The sequence below is a fragment of the Bacillus cereus group sp. N8 genome (genome assembly GCF_016483685.1).
GTDB classification, from domain to species: Bacteria; Bacillota; Bacilli; order Bacillales; family Bacillaceae_G; genus Bacillus_A; species Bacillus_A proteolyticus.
Genome location: NZ_JAEHBK010000032.1, coordinates 1 through 19472, shown reverse-complemented (window position 1 = coordinate 19472; position 19472 = coordinate 1). Strand labels below are relative to the sequence as shown.

The window sequence follows — 19472 nt, the reverse complement described above, 5'->3', positions numbered from 1 at the left end:
TTACCAATTGGTTTTTCGCAAAATCAGTCTAAAGCATGATGATAATATGTATAGTAATTTGCTATGATGGAAGAGTAAGAGAATGATAGAATGTAGGTAATTGTAAAGGGAAGGCTGAAAGGGGACAAATTTCAGCGGAGAAAGAGGTAGAGCTAGTGAAGAAATTCTTTTTAGGATTTTTAGTTGTTCTTGGAGTGTATTTATATTTCCAAGAGAAGTCTGAAGGAATGGATAAGCTAATAAATGAGACAAGCTATGTTGATTCAGAGGAAGCAAAACAGATGAAACAAATTATTATAGAGGAAGCAAAGAAAGTAAACCTTCCAGAATGGATACCTCTGACAATTGCCGAACATGAAAGTAGGTTAAATCCAAGAAGTGTTGGGGATAACGGAACTTCATTCGGATTGTTTCAATTGCACCGCGGTGGTGGGCTTGCACCGGATAATTTAACTGATGAAGAGTTGAAAGATCCGCGTACAAATGCGCAAATTGCAATGCCGCACTTACTGAAAGGATATAAGCGTGGGGTGCAAAAGGGTCTGACTGATTTTGCATTACTGAAATATATAGCAAATACATCTGGATGGCCAGGGAATCTAGGGCCAGAGTGGACGGATAACAATATGAAGTATAACGTTGGATTAGAAGATGTATATTATCGGAATAAAGGCGTAATAAAAGAGTAGGTTTTCGACACCTACTCTGTTTTTTTATGAATAATTTTGTCTTCTTGTTTCATGAAATACTGTGCTAGTTGTATTTTCACCTCTTCTAGTTTTGTAGAAACTTGTGGTATTTTATACCCTACATACAATGGTGAAACGATAAACCTAGGAACAACTTTACAAATGATTTTTCCATTTAGGTGATAGAAGAATAAGTTATAACTACTACATCCTTTATGGAAATCTGTCAGTATGTAACGTACAGTTTGCTGAATATAATTTGCCATTTCATCTATAAATGCAATATCTTCAATGACTATGTTAAATTCAGTAAAGCCAATAATAGGACGCTCTGAAATATTGAGTTCAATACGTTCGTTTTTTTGTACAATTACTCCTTGGAAATTTTCCTTTTCTACATTTTCGAGATAGTCTACATATTTCATTCCGATAATTTGCATGTGTGCATGGTGCAAACTGCCACCTGAAAATGGACCATGATTTTTATATAAAATCACAGATGCAAATTCTTCGTTATTTTGTAAGTTTAACCAATGGTAAATAGAGAAACGAATTAGTTTTCTCATATGTTCTTCTGTATATGTTCCGATATGATCTTCACAATTATCTGTTTCGATTAGCACTGTTTGAAAGGTATCTTTTAATGTAGGAAATTTATTTTTCAGCCAAATAATAGAGCCCTCAGCTGCTAAAATCTCCGTTAAATTTTCTCTGTCACAAAAAGGACATGCAGCGCTTCTGTTCCGAATGCTTTCTGGTTTTTGTTTACCGATATCGTTTAAAAAATATAGTTGTTGAGTATCCATTTGTATATATGCCCCTTTAAAATATGTGTAAAAATCCCGCTTAATACATTCGGGGAAAGGAGGAGGAAATCCTTTAAAGGGAATAGGGAAAAATAAAAGACAAGATATCCTCATTATAATAGGGTACCTTGTCTTTTATTTTTTCTTCAATAGTGTGTATGGATAATATAGAGCATTTGCATTTTTTTTCTTTTTTCTATTTTTTATTGTGTATAAGGCAATTGCCGTACTTGCGATCACAATAATGGCTTTCTTCATATTCATATACCCCTTTTTATTGTTGGTTTAATTCTTGGCTAACTGCTTTTGCGTCGACTAAAGCGTGTAAAATCATTTTCACCATGTTTATCATATTCCTTCACTCCTTTTTATAGTTCGTTTAGTTCTTTTACAACTGCTTGTCCGTTCACTAATACCTCAAAGATTGCTTTTACGATTTCTTTCATCATGATTGTTTTCCTCCTTGTTTTTGTCTCTCTTGTTTATAACTTTATTGTATAGGGAGGCATCTTTTCGTACTATCGCTTTCCATTACGTGAACATAACAGTTTTGTAAGAGTTGATGTCACTTATTGAAATGTTTAGTCTATCTTCATTATTTTCAGAAAAATGACTATTCAAACATGAAATGGGAAAGTATAATAAAGAAGTAGTATTAAATTCCGTACGAAAGGGGTGAATGAGATGAAACGTTCTTTAGCTGCGCGTGCCAAATTTTTAGATTATATCTATTTTTGTCGTGCGATTTTTCATGATGTAGTTGTTAACGGGATACGTATGCCCTTTTTTAACAATTGCATAGTAGCTATTGAACGATAGAAGTCTCTTCACCCATTTTTGATAAACGTGTGAAAAGGGAGCTATTTGGCTTCCTTTTTCTATGCCGAAAACCATGGGGAATGTTTCTTTCCCATGGTTTTTTATATTGAAAGGAGTACGGAAAATGACAATTTGTAGTGTAAATAATATAACGAAGTCTTTTGGTGGAAACATCATATTTGAAAATATATCGCTTGAAATAAAGAATGGTGAACGTATTGGATTAGTTGGTCGTAACGGTAGTGGGAAGACGACAGTCTTTCAGCTTCTAACAGGGATGGAGAGTGTGGATGTAGGAGCTATCCATATGAAGAAAGGAACACGTATTGGTCATGTGGCACAAATTCCAAAGTTTGAAGATGGAATAACCGTATATGATGTATTAAGTTCTGCTTTTAAAGTAGAAAAGGAATTAGAAAGAGAAATGCATGCTTTAGAAAATAATATGGCGGAAGAGCTGGAAGCATTTGCTTTAGAAAAGTTAATGGAGAGATACGGAGTAATTCAAGAAAGATTCGCATTTCTCGGTGGGTACGAAATAGAAGCAAATATTATGAAGGTAGCAAATGGTCTACAAGTGACGGAATTATTCTCTCGATTATTTACGGAATTAAGTGGCGGGGAACAGACGAAAGTCAGCCTTGCGTACATGCTATTGCAGAAACCAGATTTACTTTTATTAGATGAACCAACAAATCATCTAGATTTATTTGCAGTCGAGTGGTTAGAGCAATTTCTAAAAGAATATACAGGAACGGTTATGGTCATTTCACATGATCGCTATTTCCTTGATGAAGTTGTAATGAAAATTTTTGATTTAGAAGATGGAGAAATTCACGTATATCATACGAACTATTCCCAGTTTGTTGAGGAAAAGGAAGAAAGGTTGCTTCAAGAATTTCAAGCGTATCAAGAACAGCAAAAGAAAATAAAGAAAATGAAAGAAGCAATTAAGCGTCTACGTGAATGGGCAAATCAAGCGAATCCGCCGAATGAAGGATTGCATAAGAGAGCGAGAAATATGGAACGCGCATTAGAGCGTATAGAGAAACTAAAGAGACCCATTTTGGATAGAAAACAGATGGGACTTCAGTTTGAAGGGCAAGAGAGAAGCGGAAAAGATGTTGTTGTAATGAAAGAAGTGAGTAAAGGATTTGCTGAACGATCTTTATTCGAGAAAGTAAATTTGCATATTCGTTTTCAGGAGCGCTCAGCTATCGTTGGACGTAATGGTACAGGAAAGACTACGTTATTAAAATTACTATTAGAAGAAATGAAGCAAGATGCTGGAGAAATTCGGATTGGTAGTAGTGTGAAAATCGGTTATTTATCGCAACATGCGTACGGGAATATGAAGAACAATGTATTGGAAGCTTTCAGAGATTGTGTAGCTGTAACAGAGGGAGAGGCAAGACATATATTAGCTCGCTTTTTATTTTATGGTCCAGCTGTTTTTAAGAAAGTAACGCAACTGAGTGGCGGAGAAAAAATGAGGTTAAGGCTCGCGCAACTTATGTATCAAGATGTTAACTTTCTTATTTTAGATGAACCGACGAATCATCTTGATATTGAATCAAGGGAAGTTTTAGAGGAAGCCCTTGAACAATATAACGGGACGATTTTAGCTGTTTCACATGATCGTTATTTCTTAAATAAATTGTTTGAAAAGACATATTGGATTGATGAGCACAAATTATTTGAGTTTGCGGGGAACTATGCATGGGCTCGTCAAAAGTGGGAAGAAAGAATTGAGAAACAAGTAGCAAAACAGAAGCAGCAAGGGAATAAAGTGTTAAAAGTAATACCTATAAAAAAGAAGGAGTCTAGGAATTTAGAGGAAGTTGAAAACGAGTTAATGCATATAGAAGAAGATATATATGCACTCGAATGTAAAATGGAACATGTAGTTGATGTTGAAATGCTTGAACAATTATATGAAGAAAAAACGAAAAAAGAGTTTTTGCGAGCGGAGTTATATAATGAGTTAGAGAATATTGTAGAGTAAAGAAAATAGAATGAAAAAGAGCGAGTTGTTTTCCCGGATTTTGAGGGAGGGCTTGCTCTTTTTTGTATAACGAAGGGGTGAAAATTGGTATAATTTTCTTGTTAGTATGATAAGGAAATGAGCTTTATGCTACGGAAACGTGAGGGGAATTTTATGTTAGGATACGCGCGGATTGCTACAATCGTTATGATTTGTTTAGTTTACGCAAATCATGTTTCACGTGAAACAGCGAATTTACAATTTTTTGTCGGTATTGCACTTTTCATTTATATTGTGAATCATATTTTACTTGTAAAAGCAAAAGAGAGTAGGAAAATCATTTTTTATACCTTGCTCGCAAACGGCATTGTCACAGCATTATTAGGGTTTTTATTTCCCGAGACATGTTTGTATTTAATTATATTTGGAATTGATGCGGTAGGATTATTTATTCATGATTGGCGTAAAAGGATGACTTATTTTTTTATCGCTTTTTTCTTTCTTTGTTGGTTTATAAATATACTACATACGTATCAACATACAGGGAGCCTGGAATTGGAGAGTAATGCAATTAACTTTATGTTCATCGTTTTCAGTGCTTTAGCTGGAAACTTAATAAAAAAACTTACAGCTGCTCGGCAAATGGTAGATGAGCAATATGGGGAATTAGCATCATCTCATACAGCTTTAAAAGAAGCTCATGAACAATTACGGTTATATGCTAAAGAGGTGGAAGAATTGACTGCTGTTCGGGAGCGGAATGATATTGCCCGAGAAATTCATGATACAGTCGGTCACAATATGACTGCCTTACTTGTTCAATTACAACTAGCGGAGGCTTTATGGAAACAAAAATCGGACGCTACAGAAGAGGTATTACATACATGTCATGGGTTAGCTAGAAAATCACTTCAAGAAGTGAGAGCTTCTGTGCATGCCTTAAAAGAGGAAAGTAAACTAGAGAACATAATAGAGAATATGCGTGAAATGTTACATGAATATTCTAAAGCGACGAAAGTACAAATATCTTTTCAATTGCAAGGGGATCCGGTTGAGATTCCGTTGTCACTACAGCCTACGCTGCTTCGTATTATGCAAGAGTCTTTAACGAATGCAAAACGTCACGGGAAAGCTAGCTTGTGTGAAGTAAGTTTAGTTTGTTCAATGGAACAAGTTAAGTTATGTATTTCGGATAATGGTATGGGAGTCAATGAAGTAAGTCCTGGGTTTGGGTTACTTAATATGAAAGAACGTGTAGAGGAGCATGGTGGAATCATTCAATTTGAGAGTGAAATAGAAAAAGGTTTTCGCTTAAAAATCGAATTCCCACTGCGAGAAAAAACATGGATAATAGGGGGAGCGTTATGATTCGAATTATGATTGTTGATGATCAATCACTGATTCGTGATGGATTGGCAATGATATTAAATTTGCGTCCGGAACTTGAAGTGGTGGGGACGGCTAGTGATGGGGATGAAGTTGTACAAAAGGTGAAACAATTACAGCCTGAAATTATTTTGATGGATATTCGGATGCCTCGTATGAATGGTGTTGAAGGAACTCGTTTAGTTAGAGAAAAGTTTCCTCGTATAAAGGTTCTTATGTTAACGACTTTTAGTGATAGTGAGCTTATTTTTGAAGCATTAGAGCAAGGGGCAAGCGGATATTTATTGAAGGATATGGAGACGGACGCAATCGTTCAAGCTATTTTAACGGTACACGGTGGAGGTGCTGTGCTTCCTCAAGATATAACAGCGCAAATTGTAAAAGAATTAAAAAAGACAAAAGTAGCAGTAGAGTGCCCCACACCAGAACAACTAGAACAATTAACTGAGCGTGAAGTAGATGTTTTAAAGGAAATTGGGCGCGGTTTAAATAATAAAGAGATTGCTGAAAAGTTATTCATTACAGAGGGAACTGTAAAGAATCACGTTTCTAATTTAATTAGTAAGCTAGAACTGAGAGATCGAACACAAGCAGCAATATACGCAGTAAGATACGGTGTTACGACATACACGTGACTTTTGGCATATATAAGTGAGAAAAAGCAGCAGAATTTGCTGCTTTTTTATTTTGTATTTCTACCTTAAGGGTGATGGAGAGAAGAAGAAATTTTTCTACAATGAAAGTGTAGATGAAAGCAAAGGGGCTGAATCAATATGTTAGTCATAGATCATATTACGAAATCATTTGGCAAGAAGGAAATTGTAAAGAATGTTTCTTTTGAAGTGAAAAAGGGTGAAACATTTGGGTTGCTTGGTCCAAATGGAGCGGGAAAATCAACGACGATATCAATGATTTGCGGGTTAATTCCATACGATAGTGGTGATATAAAAGTTGGTGGGAAATCTGTAAAAGAGTATCCAGTAGAAGCGAAAAAGAAAATCGGTATTGTCCCGCAAGACATTGCGCTGTATCCGACACTTTCAGCAAAGGAAAATCTGATTTTTTGGGGGAAGATGTACGGTTTAAATGGAAAAGTTGCAAAAGAACGAGCAGAGGAAGTGCTAGCTTACGTCGGTTTACAGGATCGGGGAAAAGATAAAATTGAAACATTTTCAGGCGGAATGAAAAGGCGTATTAATATTGGTGCAGCACTTATGCATGAACCAGAGTTATTAATTATGGATGAACCGACAGTCGGGATTGATCCACAATCGAGAAATCATATTTTAGGGACTGTTAAAAAATTAAATGAAAAAGGTATGACGGTCATTTATACGAGCCATTACATGGAAGAAGTTGAGTATTTATGTGAGCGAATTGCCATCGTTGATCACGGAAAGGTAATTGCACTAGGAACGAAAAGAGAGTTATGTAATCGTCTGACAGATGGGTTTATAGTGAAATTGCAATTAAATCGCTATAGTACGGAACTGTTACAAAAGTTGAAAGGGCTACCTGTTGTTGAGCGTATTATTTTTGACGAAGATAATAGCACGATTGATATTGGACTAAATGGTGGCGAGGCAATTGGCACAGTTGTTTCAGTAGTTGTTGAGAACAACGCTCAAATTTTAAAACTGGAAGTACAAGAACCGAATTTAGAGGCACTATTTTTACAATTAACAGGACGTTCACTGCGTGATTAAGGAGGTTAGTGCGAAATGAAAAGTTTCATTATTGCATGGAAAGATTTAAAAATCCGTTTAATCGACCGCCGCGGATTTATGATGATGATACTTATGCCGCTTTTATTAACAGCGATTTTAGGTTCAGCGTTAAGTAATGTATTTGATAGTGGTGGACTACCGAAAACAGTAATTGGCTATTATCAAGATGGAACAGATGAGTTTGCAGATGTCTTTCGAAAAGATGTATTGCAGTCTAAAGAAATAAAAGATGATGTGGAAGTAAAGGTAGTTAACTCCCAGGAAGAGCTTGAAGATATGTTAAAGGAAGAGAAAATCGATGTAGGAATTGCCATCCCAAATAAATGGAGCGAACAAGTACAAGATGGGAAATTAAAAGAACCAAAGGTGCTTATAGATCCATCCAAAGATATACAAGCGAAAATTGCTGAATCAATGATTCGTTCTTTTTCAGAACGTGTTCAAACAATCGCAGTATCTACTAAAAGTGTTGTAACAGAATTAGTAAAATCCCAGCAGGGTGATGTGGCACAAGTTGCAAAAGAGGTAAGTGGAAATCTACAGACGGTAGCAACTGCAAGTACGAATCATATCGAAAAAGGAACAGTTGGTAAAAAAGCAGTTGCAGCGATGCAATATTATGCAGCAGCAATGTTAGTCATGTTTTTACTATATAACATAACAGTAGGTGCAAAGTCAGTTGTAACAGAGCAACGAACTGAAACGTTGGCGCGTTTGTTCAGTACACCGACGAGCTCATTTTCAATTTTATTCGGGAAGTTTTTAGGTACATTACTATTTGCCTGTATACAATTTGGAATATTTATAGTTGCTACACACTTTATGTTTCATGTGGAATGGGGCGAAGACGTGTCTCAAATAGTAATGTTGGGAATTTCTTATGCAATTTGTGTTTCTGGTTTATCTATGTTAATTGCAGCCTTTATTCGTGAGGAAAAAACGGCAGATTTAATGGGGGGAATCGGTATTCAAATACTAGCTATATTAGGGGGATCAATGTTACCGATTTACGTATTTCCCGATACACTTCAAACAGTTGCGAATATTGCTCCGAATAAATGGGCACTTACGAGCTTCTTAAATATTATGTCGGGAACATCTTGGGATGTGCTATTCCCTGTCATTTTAAGTTTATGTAGTGCAGGAATTATCTCCGTTATGATTGGAACGTTACGTTTACGCACGAGATAGGAGGGGAAATGATGAAGAAGGTTTGGGCACTTTGTTGGCTAGAATTAAAACAAATTTTAATAAAGCCACAAAGTTATATACTTATGTTTGGAATGCCTATTATTTTCACACTCATTTTCGGTGGACTTTTAGGTGGAAGCGGGAATGAGAAAGTAAATATTAGTTTAGTAGATAAAGATGGTTCTGTATTATCTAGCAAGTATTATGAGGAAATAAAGAAAAGTGATTTAATTTCTATAGAAAAGGTAACGTATAGGGAAGGGACACAGAGGATCGAAGACAAGAAATCATCTGGTATAATCATCATTCCGAAAGATTTTCAAAAGAGTATGCTAGATGGAAAAGTAGAAAATATTCAATTTCAAGCCAGTGCTGATTTTACGGGTGGAACTTCTGTAGAGCAAGTATTGGCAAGTGTGTTAAAAAAAATGGAGATAGAAGTTAGTGCAGCAAGAGAGTTTGAAAAGAAAAGTAACACTTCGTGGGAAACGATGTATGAAACAATTTATACAAAAGTAAATCCTGTTTCGATTCAAAAAGAATCGATTTTACATGATGATCAAAAGTTAAATAATGTTACAGGTCGAGCTGCAGGTTTTTCAATTCTATTCGTCATGATTGTCATGTTAAGTGCGACAGGAACTATTTTGAAAGCTAGACAACTTGGGGTTTGGTCTCGTTTATTAGGGACACCAGTTTCAAAAGTTCAAATACTAGCAGGTTATATCCTTTTCTTCTTTTTAATAGGGTGGATTCAATTTGGTGTTTTAATGATATTAACGCATTCATTATTTGATGTGCAGTGGGGAAATTTATTAGGGGTTATTACACTCGTTTCAGTATTGTTATTAGCCGTCATTGGTCTAGCTTTATTATTGGCAAGTATAGTAAAAACAACAGAACAGCAGTCAGCACTAGGTAATATCGTTGTAATTTCAACATGTATGATTAGTGGTCTTTATTGGCCGGTTGAAATTGAACCAGCTTGGATGCAAACAGCGGCAAATTTTGTTCCGCAAACTTGGGCGATGCGTGGCTTTACGGAGTTAATTGTAAGGGGAGGCACATTAGCAGATATAGGAGGATATATTGGTATACTCATTTTATTTGCAGGAGTATTTTTCGTAATTGGTTTAACAAGAATACGTTACGACTGAAAAAAAGAAAGCAGAGTTACAGCTTTACGCGCTGAACTCTGCTTTCTTTTTGTGTGGTATCTTCCCTCGTTGAAATTATAATAGCGATCCCGAGCATAATAAAAAAAGCTAAAAAGAGGACGAACTTTGGGAAGAACGGGAATAGTAATAACGCCCCGACTATTATGACTGTTAATAGCACATAGTGCAGGACATATTGGAATAGGTTGTCCATATTTTCGCCCCCTTTTTGGTAGTTGATTGTTATTATTCTATGCGTGGCTATTAGGTAATAGAAGGTGTTTTTTGTTTTTTTGAGAGAAAACAATTAGTAAGGATTGACATACCTATTGAAAAGGAATAATCTTGAAATCAATTCATACTATTTTTATAGGTAAAATAAAGATAGTTACAGAAAGGAGCGTTATGTTCCCTCTTAATTAAAAAACAGGAAAGTAAGGGTGAGAATTATGCGAAAGGCTTTGAAAGGGTTACTTGTTACATTCCTTAGTACATCGGTTTTATTAGCAGGATGCGCTCAAGAAGAGAAAAGTACAAATGAAGCAGCAAAGATGCCAAAAGTAAAAGATGAGTTTATTAAGGCGAGTGACAAAGCAAAAAGTCCAGCAAAGGCAAAAGAAAGAAAAGATACTTTTGTAATTGGAATGCCGAGCCCTGGCGGGATATTCCTTCCGCATTTTATGGAGAATGGGTGGGATGGTAATATAACGCAAGCGATCTTTGCGCCTCTTGTTGGGCTGGATAAGGAAGGAAAACCAATCCCAATTCTAGCGAAAAAATGGGATATTTCTCAGGATCAGCTTACATATACGTTCCATTTGAAAGATGATTTAAAGTTTAGCGATGGTTCGCCGTTAACAGCGGATGATGTAGCATTTACATTAACGTTACTACATGATCAGGCATATAGCGGAGCAACTGACATAAGTCAAACAGCAATAAAGGGTGGGCAAGCATATAAGGAAGGAAAAGCAAGCTCTATCGAGGGGATTCAAGTAATCGATCCGAAAACAATTACGATTACAACTGAAAAGGTAAATGCCCAAACATTATCGTTAATTGGTGGAGAAGTTATATCAAAAGCTTATTACGGTAAAGAATATAAGCAAGGGAATTTAGAGTATTTAAAAGAGTTATATGGAAAACCGATGGGAGCAGGAGCTTATAAACTTGATAAATATATTCCAGGTCAAGAAGTTCGTTTTGTAGCAAATGAAAATTATTTTGAAGGTAAACCGAAGATTGAGCACTTTATTTATAAAATTACAAAGGGTGATACGAATTTGCAACAATTTCAAGCGGGAGAAGTAGATTATGATGGCTTCACGACAAATACGGAAACGATTGAGCAATTAAAAGATCTAGGTTTCGCTAATATTAATGTGTATACAGGAAGTTCTTACGGCTATATTAAAATGAATTATAAGAAGTCATACTTTAAAGATAAACGTGTACGCCAAGCGTTTATTTACGGATTAGAGCGCCAAAAAGTAATTGATACGTATTTCCAAGGTTATGCTTCACTTGTTAATGTACCAATTACACCAGTTTCGTGGGCGTATACAGAAGAAGGAATCAATAAATACGAATATAATTTAGAAAAAGCGAAGAAATTACTTGATGAAGCAGGGTGGAAGGCTGGTTCAGATGGTATTCGTGAAAAAGATGGACGAAAATTGAAGGTAAGTTATTTTGCTTCTTCTGCAAGTAAAATCAATGATGTGATGATTCCCGTTATGAAAGAGGATTATAAAAAGATTGGGGTAGATTTCAATCCTGAATACATGGACTTTAATACGATGATTTCCAAGGTAATTAAAGGAGATTATGATTTAGCGATGGTCTCCACACCGATGATTGATGATCCAAGCGGAACAATTGAGGAGTTTGTTTCGACAAGTAAGCGTAATTATGATGGATATCATAATCCGAAAGTAGATGAATTAGCTAAGCAGGCATTAGAAACATTGGATATTGAAAAACGAAAAGAAATCTATAAAAAACTATATCAAGAGTTAAGTGAAGATCCACCTGTTATTTTCTTAAACAATAGTAAAGTCGTGTCTGCACATAATGTACGAATTCAAGGATTACAAGAAGATAACTATAATGGTATTTTGTTAAGTTTACCTAAATTGAATATTGCTCAATAAATTTGGAGAATTCTCGAAATATTTATATAGAAATAATTGACAAAATATACTGAAAGATATAAGCTAATAACCATAAAGTCTACCGGAAAGGTCGGAATAAGATTGTTACCCCTCAAAAAAACATCTATTTTTTTATAATTAAAACCGACTTTTCCGATTGGCTATAAAATGTTGCTGTGGGAGGCATACATAAGGCAAGCAGTTCATAAGGTGTAATTATTAAAAAAAAAGTTAGGGTGGGGACAATGAAGAAAAAGACAAAAAAATGGGCTGGTGTATTTTCGGTATTAATGAGTAGTTCGCTTGTGTTATCTGCTTGTGGGGGACAGGAAGATACGGCTTCTACAGAACCGGTTAAACAACAAGATTTAAAAAATATAAAAATTGAAAAGATCGCTGCGACAGATAAAACGAAAGTACCAGATAAAGCGAAGAATAGAAAAGATACGTTAGTAGTTGGTATTAGTAAACCTGGCGGCGTATTTTTACCATATTTCCAACAAAATGGTTGGGATGGAAACGTGACTTCAGTGATTTTTGCATCTCTTGTATCAACCGATAAACAAGGGAAACCAATTCCGGAATTAGCGGAGAAGTGGGACGTTTCTTCTGATCAGTTAACATATACATTCCATTTACGTAAAGACTTAAAATTTAGCGATGGATCGCCATTAACAGCAGATGATGTAGCGTTCACATTGACGCTATTACATGATAAGGCATATGAAGGTGAAATAGATATCTCTCAATATGCGGTTAAAGGTGGTAAAGAATATAAAGAAGGAAAGGCAACTTCTATTGAAGGTATTCAAGTTGTTGATCCGCAGACAATTAAAATTACGACTGAAAAAATTAATTCACAGGCACTAACAGCTTTAGGTGGAGAGGTGTTATCAAAAGCTTATTATGGAAAAGGTTATAAACAAAATACAAGCTTAGATTACTTAAAAGAGTTATATGAAAAACCGATAGCTGCGGGTCCATATAAATTTGAAAAGTATATCCCAGGGCAAGAAGTTCGATTTGTAGCAAATGAAAATTATTATGCAGGCAAACCAAAAATTCCAAACTTCATTTATAAAATTACTGCTGGTGATACGAAGCTTCAATTATTCCAAACAGGTGAGGTTGACTACACTGGCCTAGGTACTGGTGATGAAATTCTTGAACAGGCTAAGGGTTTAGAATTTGCGAATATCCAAATCGAAACAGCAGCGTCATTTAGCTATATTTATATGAATAATAATAAGCCGTACTTAAAGGATAAAAAGGTTCGCCAAGCACTTATTTACGGATTAGATCGTAAAAAATATGTTGATACAGCATTTAAAGGATACGGTACGGTAGCTAATGTACCAATTCATCCAACTTCTTGGGCTTATACGGAAGAAGGGGTTAATAAATATGAATACGACAAAGAAAAAGCGAAAAAATTATTAGATGAAGCAGGATGGAAAGTCGGTTCGGATGGAGTTCGTGAAAAAGATGGTCAAAAATTAAAACTTTCTTATTTCGGCCCAAGTTCGGCTAAAGATAGTGATTTATTAATTCCAATTGCGAAAGAGAATTATAAAGAAATAGGTGTAGAATTTAATCCAGAATTTATGGACTTTAATACTATGCTTTCGAAGGTAAATAAAGGTGACTATGATTTAGCTTCTGTTTCGACACCGATTACAAGTGATCCGAGTGAAACAGCTGGTGAATATCTGTCTGGTGTCAATGAGAAGAGTCTTGGTTATAAAAATGCGAAAGTAGATGAGTTAATTAAAAAAGGTATTGAGACAGTTGATATTGAAAAACGTAAACCTATTTATAAAGAATTATATAAAGAGTTAAGTGATGACCCACCAGTAATTCTATTAAACTACCGTAGAACAATTACTGGTTATAACGGGAATATAAAAGGAATTGACTCTGAAAAATACAATAGTATTAGTGCAAACTTACCAGTATTATCTATTGGAAAATAAGGATAAGAATGTATAAGTAGAAGACATTTTTTCACTCGGCAAGTAGTGTGCCGCTTTGAAAAAATGTTCTTCTATTTTAAGCATAAGATTGGAGAGAAAAAGGGTGAAAACATATATCATTCGTAGGTTGTTACAAATGATTCCTACACTGTTGGGTACGTCAGTTATTATCTTTTTTTTGTTCGCGCTTCTTCCCGGTGACTATATTGATTCAAATCCAAAGATTACACCTGAAAGGGCAGTTGAACTTAGGGAATTATATGGATTAAATAAGCCAATCGTTGAGCGTTATTTTCATTGGTTGGGTAATGCATTGCAGGGGGATTTTGGTTTTTCTCTTCAATATCAAGAACCTGTAACGTCATTATTAAATAAATTTATATGGAATTCGTTTATTGTTGCGGTTATTGCATTGTTCTTTATTTGGCTAATTGCACTTATTATCGGTGTATTTTCAGCGACAAAGCAACATTCTTTATTCGATAAGCTTGTAACAATTGGTGTATTTGCAGCGATGTCATTCCCTTCATTCTTTATCGGTTTGTTTTTAATTAAAGTGTTTGCGGTTGACTTTAAGCTATTACCGATAGGCGGAATGATTGATGTTGGGAGTAATTCGACGGGGCTTGCTTACGTAATAGAAGTTGCAAAGCATATGGTTTTACCCGTGTTTATTTTGACTCTTCTTGGAGTTGGCTCATTAACTCGTTATTTTAGAACGAGTATGTTAGAAGTTGTACGGCAAGATTACATTCGAACGGCTAGAGCAAAAGGTTTAAAGGAAAAGACTGTTATTTATAAACATGCACTAAAAAATGCAATTTTGCCGGCTATTACATTGCTTGCATTTGAATTACCAGGATTGTTTTCAGGAGCAATTATTATAGAACAAATTTTCAATTGGCCGGGTATCGGTAATATTCAATTAGAAGCACTTAATTTTCGTGATTATACGGTATTAATGGCATTTACGATGTTTCTTTCTTGTTTGACAATTGTTTCAAACTTTTTTGCGGATGTTGTATATGCAGTTGTTGATCCACGTATTCGGTTGAAGTAAGGGGGGAAAGAGATGGAAACTGTTACAGCAATTACAGAGAAAAAAGCAAAGAAGAAAAGACGGAATGAATCATCGCCATGGAGGCAAGCTTTTAAAAGGATAAAGAAAAATAAAATGGCACTTATAGGATTTTACGCATTAGTTTTTATGTTTTTATTTTGTTTTATCGGTCCATTCTTTTCGCCGTATGCATCAGGGAAAATACAAGTTACGCTAATTAACAAACCACCTAGTTTTTCTCATTGGCTTGGTACAGATCAATTAGGAAGGGATATTTTAACGAGGCTTATGCAAGCCGGACGGATTTCATTAACAATCGGCTTAGCTTCAATGGTGTTATCCGTTATACTAGGTGCTTTATTAGGAGCGATTGCAGGTTTTTACCGTGGCATCGTCGACAATATTATAATGCGTCTTGCTGATATTTTAATGTCGATGCCAGGATTACCATTGCTTATTATAATGGGAGCTATTTTATCAGAATGGAAAGTACCATCTGATTATCGTCTTTATGTCATTATGATCATTTTAAGTTTAGTAGGTTGGCCAGGACTTGCACGCCTCGTGCGAGGTCAAATTTTATCGCTACGAGAACAATCGTTTATGCAAGCTGCTGATGTGCTTGGGATAAACGATTACCGGAAAATAGTATATCATTTAATACCGAATGTTCTGCCGATATTAATTGTTGTATCAACATTAGGTGTTGCGGGTTCTATTTTAGGAGAGTCTGCACTAAGTTACTTAGGTCTTGGCGTTGTCCCGCCTACACCATCATGGGGAAATATGATTAGTGCAGCAAACTCATTAATCGATTTCCAAAAACGCCCGTGGTTATGGATACCACCTGGTTTTGCAATCTTTATAACAGTTGTATCAATTAATGTACTTGGCGATGCACTTCGTGATGCATTAGATCCAAAGATGAAGCGGTAGGTGAGGAAGCATGAGTAAAGCAGTGGTAGAGCTAAAGGATTTACAAACACATTTTCAGACGGAAGAAGGTACAGTAAAGGCTGTCAATCATGTTAGCTTTTCAGTTCGAGAAGGTGAAACAGTTTGTGTAGTAGGCGAATCAGGTTGCGGGAAAAGTGTAACGGCTTTATCTATTATGGGACTTATTGCTGAATCCGGCGGTATTGTCGGTGGTGACATTCTTTATGAAGGAAAAAGTCTTTTAGGAATGAAAGAGAAAGAGCTTCGAAGTTTGCGAGGTAATGACATTGCGATGATTTTCCAAGAACCGATGACATCGCTAAATCCTGTCTTCACCGTAGGCGAACAAATTGTAGAAACGTTAAGGGAGCATGAGCTACTTAGTAAAAACGAAGCATACAAAAAGGCAATTGAATTAATTCGTAAAGTTGGTATAGCTCGCGCTGATGAAATTGTCCATTCTTATCCACATGAACTAAGTGGTGGTATGTTACAACGCATTATGATTGCTGTTGCACTTAGTTGTAATCCAAAGTTATTAATTGCAGATGAACCGACAACAGCTCTTGATGTTACGATTCAAGCTCAAATATTAGATTTACTAAGACAAGTAAAAGAGGAATTTAAAACATCGATTTTATTAATTACACATGATCTAGGTGTTGTAGCGGAAATGGCCGATTATGTTGTCGTTATGTATGGTGGAAAAGTTATTGAAGAGGCACCGGTACTAGAGATCTTTCAAAATCCGAAACATCCATATACGCAAGGGCTGCTAAAATCAAAACCAGTAATGGGGCAACGAACAGATAAACTTTATTCTATTCCAGGGCAAGTTCCTAATTTGGTTGGCTTAGATGAGTTTTGCTACTTTAGTGGTCGCTGTGAACATTGCATGGAAATATGCAAAAATGAAGCGCCAAATCTTAATGTGTATGACGAAGATCATAAAGTAGCTTGTTGGTTATATGAGGAGCGTGCTGGGCAATGAGTGAACCATTATTAGAAGTGAAGAACTTAAAAACGTATTTTCCGATTAAGGGCGGCGTATTTAGTAGAACGATTGGACATGTGAAAGCGGTAGATGGGGTAAGCTTTACAATTGATAAAGGAGAAGTGTTTGGCCTAGTAGGAGAGTCTGGAAGTGGGAAGACGACGATAGGTAAAACAATTCTCCGTCTCGTTCAAAAAACAGAAGGTGAAGTGAAGTTTAAAGGTCAAGATGTTCATGCTTTATCAAAAGAGGAGCTGAGAAAGCACCGTCCTAATATGCAGCTCGTGTTCCAAGATCCATTTAGCTCATTAAATCCTAGAATGAGAATTGGAGAAGCACTTGGTGAGCCAATGTTGGCTCATGGGCTAGCGACGAAGGAAAATGTTCGTGAAAAGGTGATAGAAGTATTGGAGTTATGTGGTTTAGCTCCATATCATATTGACCGATATCCTCATGAGTTTTCTGGTGGACAACGTCAGCGTATCGTTATCGCAAGGGCTATGGTATTAGATCCAGAATTCATTGTGGCTGATGAGCCTGTTGCGGCATTAGATGTATCTATTCAAGCGCAAATCATTAATTTGTTTAGTGAATTACAGGAGAAAAAGGGATTATCCTATTTATTCATTTCACATGATTTAAGTGTAGTGGAGCATTTATGTACAAAAATTGGGATTATGTATTTAGGTACGATCGTGGAGACGGCACCGCGTGATGAGTTATTTGCGAATCCACTTCACCCGTATACAAAAGCTTTGTTATCGGCTGTACCAATACCAGATCCAACAGTGAAGCGAGAGCGAATTATACTAGAGGGTGATATTCCAAGTCCAGCGAATCCACCTTCAGGTTGTCGTTTTCATACACGTTGTCCGTTTGCGACAGATGTTTGTAAAAAAACAGTACCAGAATTTCGTAATGTTGGTGAAGAGCACTTTGTTGCTTGTCATCATGTATAAAAGAAAAGGACTCTTTCAAATTGAAAGAGTCCTTTTCTTATTTACTAGATGAAGTTTGTTTCAATACAAATTGCTCGATTGCATGAGCAACACCATGCTCATTGTTTGTTAATGTTACAACGTCACATAGTTTTTTTACATCTTCTTCGGCATTTCCCATTGCAACTGATAAGCCAGCTACTTGTAACATTGGCACATCATTAAAGTTATCGCCGATTGCAACAGTATCTTCAATTGGTATATTGAAATAAGCTGCCATTTCTTGTAGGCCGTTCCCTTTATGACCATGCTTATCCATAATTTCTACATTAGTAGGAGCTGATGCGGTAACCGAAATGTCCGTATCTTCTTGTAAAGTTTGCAATAGCTGCGAACGATGGGCAGCATTAAATGTAAAAATAAAGAATTTAGATATTTCTAATTCTGGATTATTCACAACATCTTCTATTTTTTGGAAATCAGTAATTAAGTTAGACTTCTTTTGTTTTTCTGTAATTCTTTCAAGTTCCTCAAGTGTAACATCTAGTGTATGTTTGTTTTCCTCGAACGCCTGCATGACTTGACTTTGCCATGTATAAGGAGAATAAACCCCTTTATTTGTGTACAACTTATATGGGAAACCTTCAGATTCTAGTAATTTTGCAAGCTTGTATACTTTATCATTTTGTAAACAACGCGAGTTAATTACTTTTCCGTCCACATAAACAATTGCCCCATTGCTTGCTCCAACTGGAAGAGATAGTTTATATTCTTCCAATAATTTTAAAGCATCCTCTTTCGCGCGGCCAGAACAAATCATTACAATATGACCAGCTTCTTTTGCGGTTTGGATAGCTTGTAAGTTCTCTTTGGAGATTTCAAGATTAGATGATAGTAGTGTACCATCCATATCTAGTGCGATTAATTTCAAAATGACCACCTCTTTGTTTCCATTATACATAGTTATATTGAGGAAACATATAAACTTATCTTGGAAAGATAGTATTTTATCCCGCATTAATTGCCAGTAAAAGCCCGATTAGTGAAGGGGAATAATTAGTAGGGAATGGAACTCTCGCTAATTAAAGTTTCACTTTGTTTTGTAACAAAATAGAGATGAATAATATTATATTTCGCTTTATGACCGTAATATTACACTAGTGTTACAAGTGCGGGCGTAGTGGAAAACGCATTAAAATAAGGTTTTTGAGTGTTTATTTAAAAAAACGTAAAAAAAAATGTAATAAAGTTTACGTAATTATATTGCAACGTAATAATAGTTATGTTACATTAATGTTACAAACGTTACGTAATTAATTTTAATGTAACGTTAACATAAAAAGTATGAACTAATCATTTCTTAGAAATTACATATAGATAACGTATAAAAAAGGAGAATGAATGATATGAACAATGAGCAAGTATTAAACGTAACAAAAGGTGACTTCTTAGGATCAGCAAGCGGAGCGGTAGTATTAACAGCATTAATCGTATTTCTTTCAAGCGTATTAGTATAATAGAAGTTTTGTAACAAAAAAGAGAAGGGAGAATGGAAATTATGAACAACGAGCAAGTATTAAATGTAACAAAAGGTGACTTCTTAGGATCAGCAAGCGGAGCGGTAGTATTAACAGCATTAATCGTATTTCTTTCAAGCGT

The 19472-nt window shown here is 35.7% G+C and carries 20 protein-coding genes; 16 read left to right on the top strand and 4 right to left on the bottom strand.

Annotation, left to right across the window (positions count from 1 at the left end; translation table 11 throughout):
* The first annotated feature begins 155 nt into the window (after positions 1-155).
* Positions 156-689 carry a transglycosylase SLT domain-containing protein gene (locus JDS80_RS25900; RefSeq protein WP_199640303.1) on the top strand — a complete coding sequence of 178 codons (534 nt, stop codon included), beginning with the start codon at positions 156-158 and terminating at the stop codon, positions 687-689.
* 11 nt (positions 690-700) lie between these two features.
* Here JDS80_RS25900 and JDS80_RS25895 read toward each other — a convergent pair whose 3' ends face one another.
* Both JDS80_RS25895 and JDS80_RS25890 read right to left on the bottom strand, forming a co-directional pair.
* Positions 701-1495, bottom strand: coding sequence for a DUF4931 domain-containing protein (locus JDS80_RS25895; RefSeq protein WP_472926353.1), 795 nt, complete (start codon positions 1493-1495; stop codon positions 701-703).
* A 135-nt stretch (positions 1496-1630) separates the two neighbouring features.
* On the bottom strand, positions 1631-1759 hold the full coding sequence (locus JDS80_RS25890) for a spore coat protein B (protein ID WP_199640301.1): 129 nt from the start codon (positions 1757-1759) through the stop codon (positions 1631-1633).
* A 420-nt stretch (positions 1760-2179) separates the two neighbouring features.
* On the opposite strand from JDS80_RS25890, the gene JDS80_RS31990 reads away from it, so the two are divergent.
* The 7 genes from JDS80_RS31990 (at position 2180) to JDS80_RS25860 (ending at position 9759) form a co-directional block, all read left to right on the top strand.
* Positions 2180-2314: an RAxF-45 family protein gene (locus tag JDS80_RS31990; protein WP_079999070.1), complete on the top strand. Its 135-nt coding sequence runs from the start codon at positions 2180-2182 to the stop codon at positions 2312-2314.
* A gap of 124 nt (positions 2315-2438) precedes the next feature.
* Positions 2439-4319: a ribosomal protection-like ABC-F family protein gene (abc-f, locus tag JDS80_RS25885; protein ID WP_199640300.1), complete on the top strand. Its 1881-nt coding sequence runs from the start codon at positions 2439-2441 to the stop codon at positions 4317-4319.
* A 153-nt stretch (positions 4320-4472) separates the two neighbouring features.
* The gene (locus JDS80_RS25880) at positions 4473-5666 is read left to right on the top strand and encodes a sensor histidine kinase (protein WP_199640299.1); all 1194 of its coding nucleotides are present in this window, start codon (positions 4473-4475) and stop codon (positions 5664-5666) included.
* A complete protein-coding gene (locus tag JDS80_RS25875) occupies positions 5663-6319 on the top strand; it encodes a response regulator (RefSeq protein ID WP_199640298.1) in 657 nt (218 codons plus the stop codon). The genes JDS80_RS25880 and JDS80_RS25875 overlap by 4 nt, the downstream gene beginning before the upstream one ends.
* Before the next feature lie 138 nt (positions 6320-6457).
* Positions 6458-7390: an ABC transporter ATP-binding protein gene (locus JDS80_RS25870; RefSeq protein WP_199640297.1), complete on the top strand. Its 933-nt coding sequence runs from the start codon at positions 6458-6460 to the stop codon at positions 7388-7390.
* A gap of 15 nt (positions 7391-7405) precedes the next feature.
* Positions 7406-8602, top strand: a complete 1197-nt coding sequence (locus tag JDS80_RS25865; RefSeq protein WP_199640296.1) for an ABC transporter permease — start codon at positions 7406-7408, stop codon at positions 8600-8602.
* An 11-nt stretch (positions 8603-8613) separates the two neighbouring features.
* Positions 8614-9759 (top strand): ABC transporter permease, encoded by a 1146-nt coding sequence (locus tag JDS80_RS25860; protein WP_199640295.1) that lies wholly within the window; start codon positions 8614-8616, stop codon positions 9757-9759.
* A 16-nt stretch (positions 9760-9775) separates the two neighbouring features.
* Here the strand turns inward: JDS80_RS25860 and JDS80_RS25855 are convergent, their stop codons facing one another.
* Positions 9776-9973, bottom strand: coding sequence for a hypothetical protein (locus JDS80_RS25855; RefSeq protein WP_199640294.1), 198 nt, complete (start codon positions 9971-9973; stop codon positions 9776-9778).
* 235 nt (positions 9974-10208) lie between these two features.
* On the opposite strand from JDS80_RS25855, the gene JDS80_RS25850 reads away from it, so the two are divergent.
* The 6 genes from JDS80_RS25850 to JDS80_RS25825 all read left to right on the top strand — a co-directional run bounded on the left by JDS80_RS25850 (position 10209) and on the right by JDS80_RS25825 (position 17834).
* The gene (locus tag JDS80_RS25850; protein WP_199640293.1) at positions 10209-11912 is read left to right on the top strand and encodes an ABC transporter substrate-binding protein; all 1704 of its coding nucleotides are present in this window, start codon (positions 10209-10211) and stop codon (positions 11910-11912) included.
* Positions 11913-12157: 245 nt separating this feature from the next.
* Positions 12158-13885, top strand: coding sequence for an ABC transporter substrate-binding protein (locus JDS80_RS25845; protein ID WP_199640292.1), 1728 nt, complete (start codon positions 12158-12160; stop codon positions 13883-13885).
* Positions 13886-13988: 103 nt separating this feature from the next.
* Positions 13989-14945, top strand: a complete 957-nt coding sequence (locus JDS80_RS25840; RefSeq protein WP_199640291.1) for an ABC transporter permease subunit — start codon at positions 13989-13991, stop codon at positions 14943-14945.
* Between the two features lie 12 nt (positions 14946-14957).
* A complete protein-coding gene (opp4C, locus tag JDS80_RS25835; RefSeq protein ID WP_071744526.1) occupies positions 14958-15881 on the top strand; it encodes an oligopeptide ABC transporter permease in 924 nt (307 codons plus the stop codon).
* A gap of 10 nt (positions 15882-15891) precedes the next feature.
* On the top strand, positions 15892-16872 hold the full coding sequence (locus JDS80_RS25830) for an ABC transporter ATP-binding protein (protein ID WP_199640290.1): 981 nt from the start codon (positions 15892-15894) through the stop codon (positions 16870-16872).
* A complete protein-coding gene (locus JDS80_RS25825; RefSeq protein ID WP_071744528.1) occupies positions 16869-17834 on the top strand; it encodes an ABC transporter ATP-binding protein in 966 nt (321 codons plus the stop codon). The genes JDS80_RS25830 and JDS80_RS25825 overlap by 4 nt, the downstream gene beginning before the upstream one ends.
* Before the next feature lie 37 nt (positions 17835-17871).
* Here the strand turns inward: JDS80_RS25825 and JDS80_RS25820 are convergent, their stop codons facing one another.
* Entirely contained in the window at positions 17872-18744 is an 873-nt protein-coding gene (locus JDS80_RS25820) for a Cof-type HAD-IIB family hydrolase (RefSeq protein ID WP_199640289.1), read from the bottom strand.
* 466 nt (positions 18745-19210) lie between these two features.
* On the opposite strand from JDS80_RS25820, the gene JDS80_RS25815 reads away from it, so the two are divergent.
* Together JDS80_RS25815 and JDS80_RS25810 are read left to right on the top strand one after the other, a co-directional pair.
* A complete protein-coding gene (locus JDS80_RS25815) occupies positions 19211-19330 on the top strand; it encodes a DUF3948 family protein (RefSeq protein ID WP_002009865.1) in 120 nt (39 codons plus the stop codon).
* A gap of 41 nt (positions 19331-19371) precedes the next feature.
* On the top strand, positions 19372-19472 hold a 101-nt coding region (locus JDS80_RS25810; RefSeq protein ID WP_199640288.1), incomplete at its 3' end, for a DUF3948 family protein.

Coding starts and splice junctions, on each gene's coding strand:
- JDS80_RS25895 (WP_472926353.1), bottom strand. CDS start 1,495: ATGGATACTCAACAACTATATTTTTTAAACGATATCGGTAAACAAAAA.
- JDS80_RS25890 (WP_199640301.1), bottom strand. CDS start 1,759: ATGAATATGAAGAAAGCCATTATTGTGATCGCAAGTACGGCAATTGCC.
- JDS80_RS31990 (WP_079999070.1), top strand. CDS start 2,180: ATGAAACGTTCTTTAGCTGCGCGTGCCAAATTTTTAGATTATATCTAT.
- abc-f (WP_199640300.1), top strand. CDS start 2,439: ATGACAATTTGTAGTGTAAATAATATAACGAAGTCTTTTGGTGGAAAC.
- JDS80_RS25880 (WP_199640299.1), top strand. CDS start 4,473: ATGTTAGGATACGCGCGGATTGCTACAATCGTTATGATTTGTTTAGTT.
- JDS80_RS25875 (WP_199640298.1), top strand. CDS start 5,663: ATGATTCGAATTATGATTGTTGATGATCAATCACTGATTCGTGATGGA.
- JDS80_RS25870 (WP_199640297.1), top strand. CDS start 6,458: ATGTTAGTCATAGATCATATTACGAAATCATTTGGCAAGAAGGAAATT.
- JDS80_RS25865 (WP_199640296.1), top strand. CDS start 7,406: ATGAAAAGTTTCATTATTGCATGGAAAGATTTAAAAATCCGTTTAATC.
- JDS80_RS25860 (WP_199640295.1), top strand. CDS start 8,614: ATGAAGAAGGTTTGGGCACTTTGTTGGCTAGAATTAAAACAAATTTTA.
- JDS80_RS25855 (WP_199640294.1), bottom strand. CDS start 9,973: ATGGACAACCTATTCCAATATGTCCTGCACTATGTGCTATTAACAGTC.
- JDS80_RS25850 (WP_199640293.1), top strand. CDS start 10,209: ATGCGAAAGGCTTTGAAAGGGTTACTTGTTACATTCCTTAGTACATCG.
- JDS80_RS25845 (WP_199640292.1), top strand. CDS start 12,158: ATGAAGAAAAAGACAAAAAAATGGGCTGGTGTATTTTCGGTATTAATG.
- opp4C (WP_071744526.1), top strand. CDS start 14,958: ATGGAAACTGTTACAGCAATTACAGAGAAAAAAGCAAAGAAGAAAAGA.
- JDS80_RS25830 (WP_199640290.1), top strand. CDS start 15,892: ATGAGTAAAGCAGTGGTAGAGCTAAAGGATTTACAAACACATTTTCAG.
- JDS80_RS25825 (WP_071744528.1), top strand. CDS start 16,869: ATGAGTGAACCATTATTAGAAGTGAAGAACTTAAAAACGTATTTTCCG.
- JDS80_RS25815 (WP_002009865.1), top strand. CDS start 19,211: ATGAATGATATGAACAATGAGCAAGTATTAAACGTAACAAAAGGTGAC.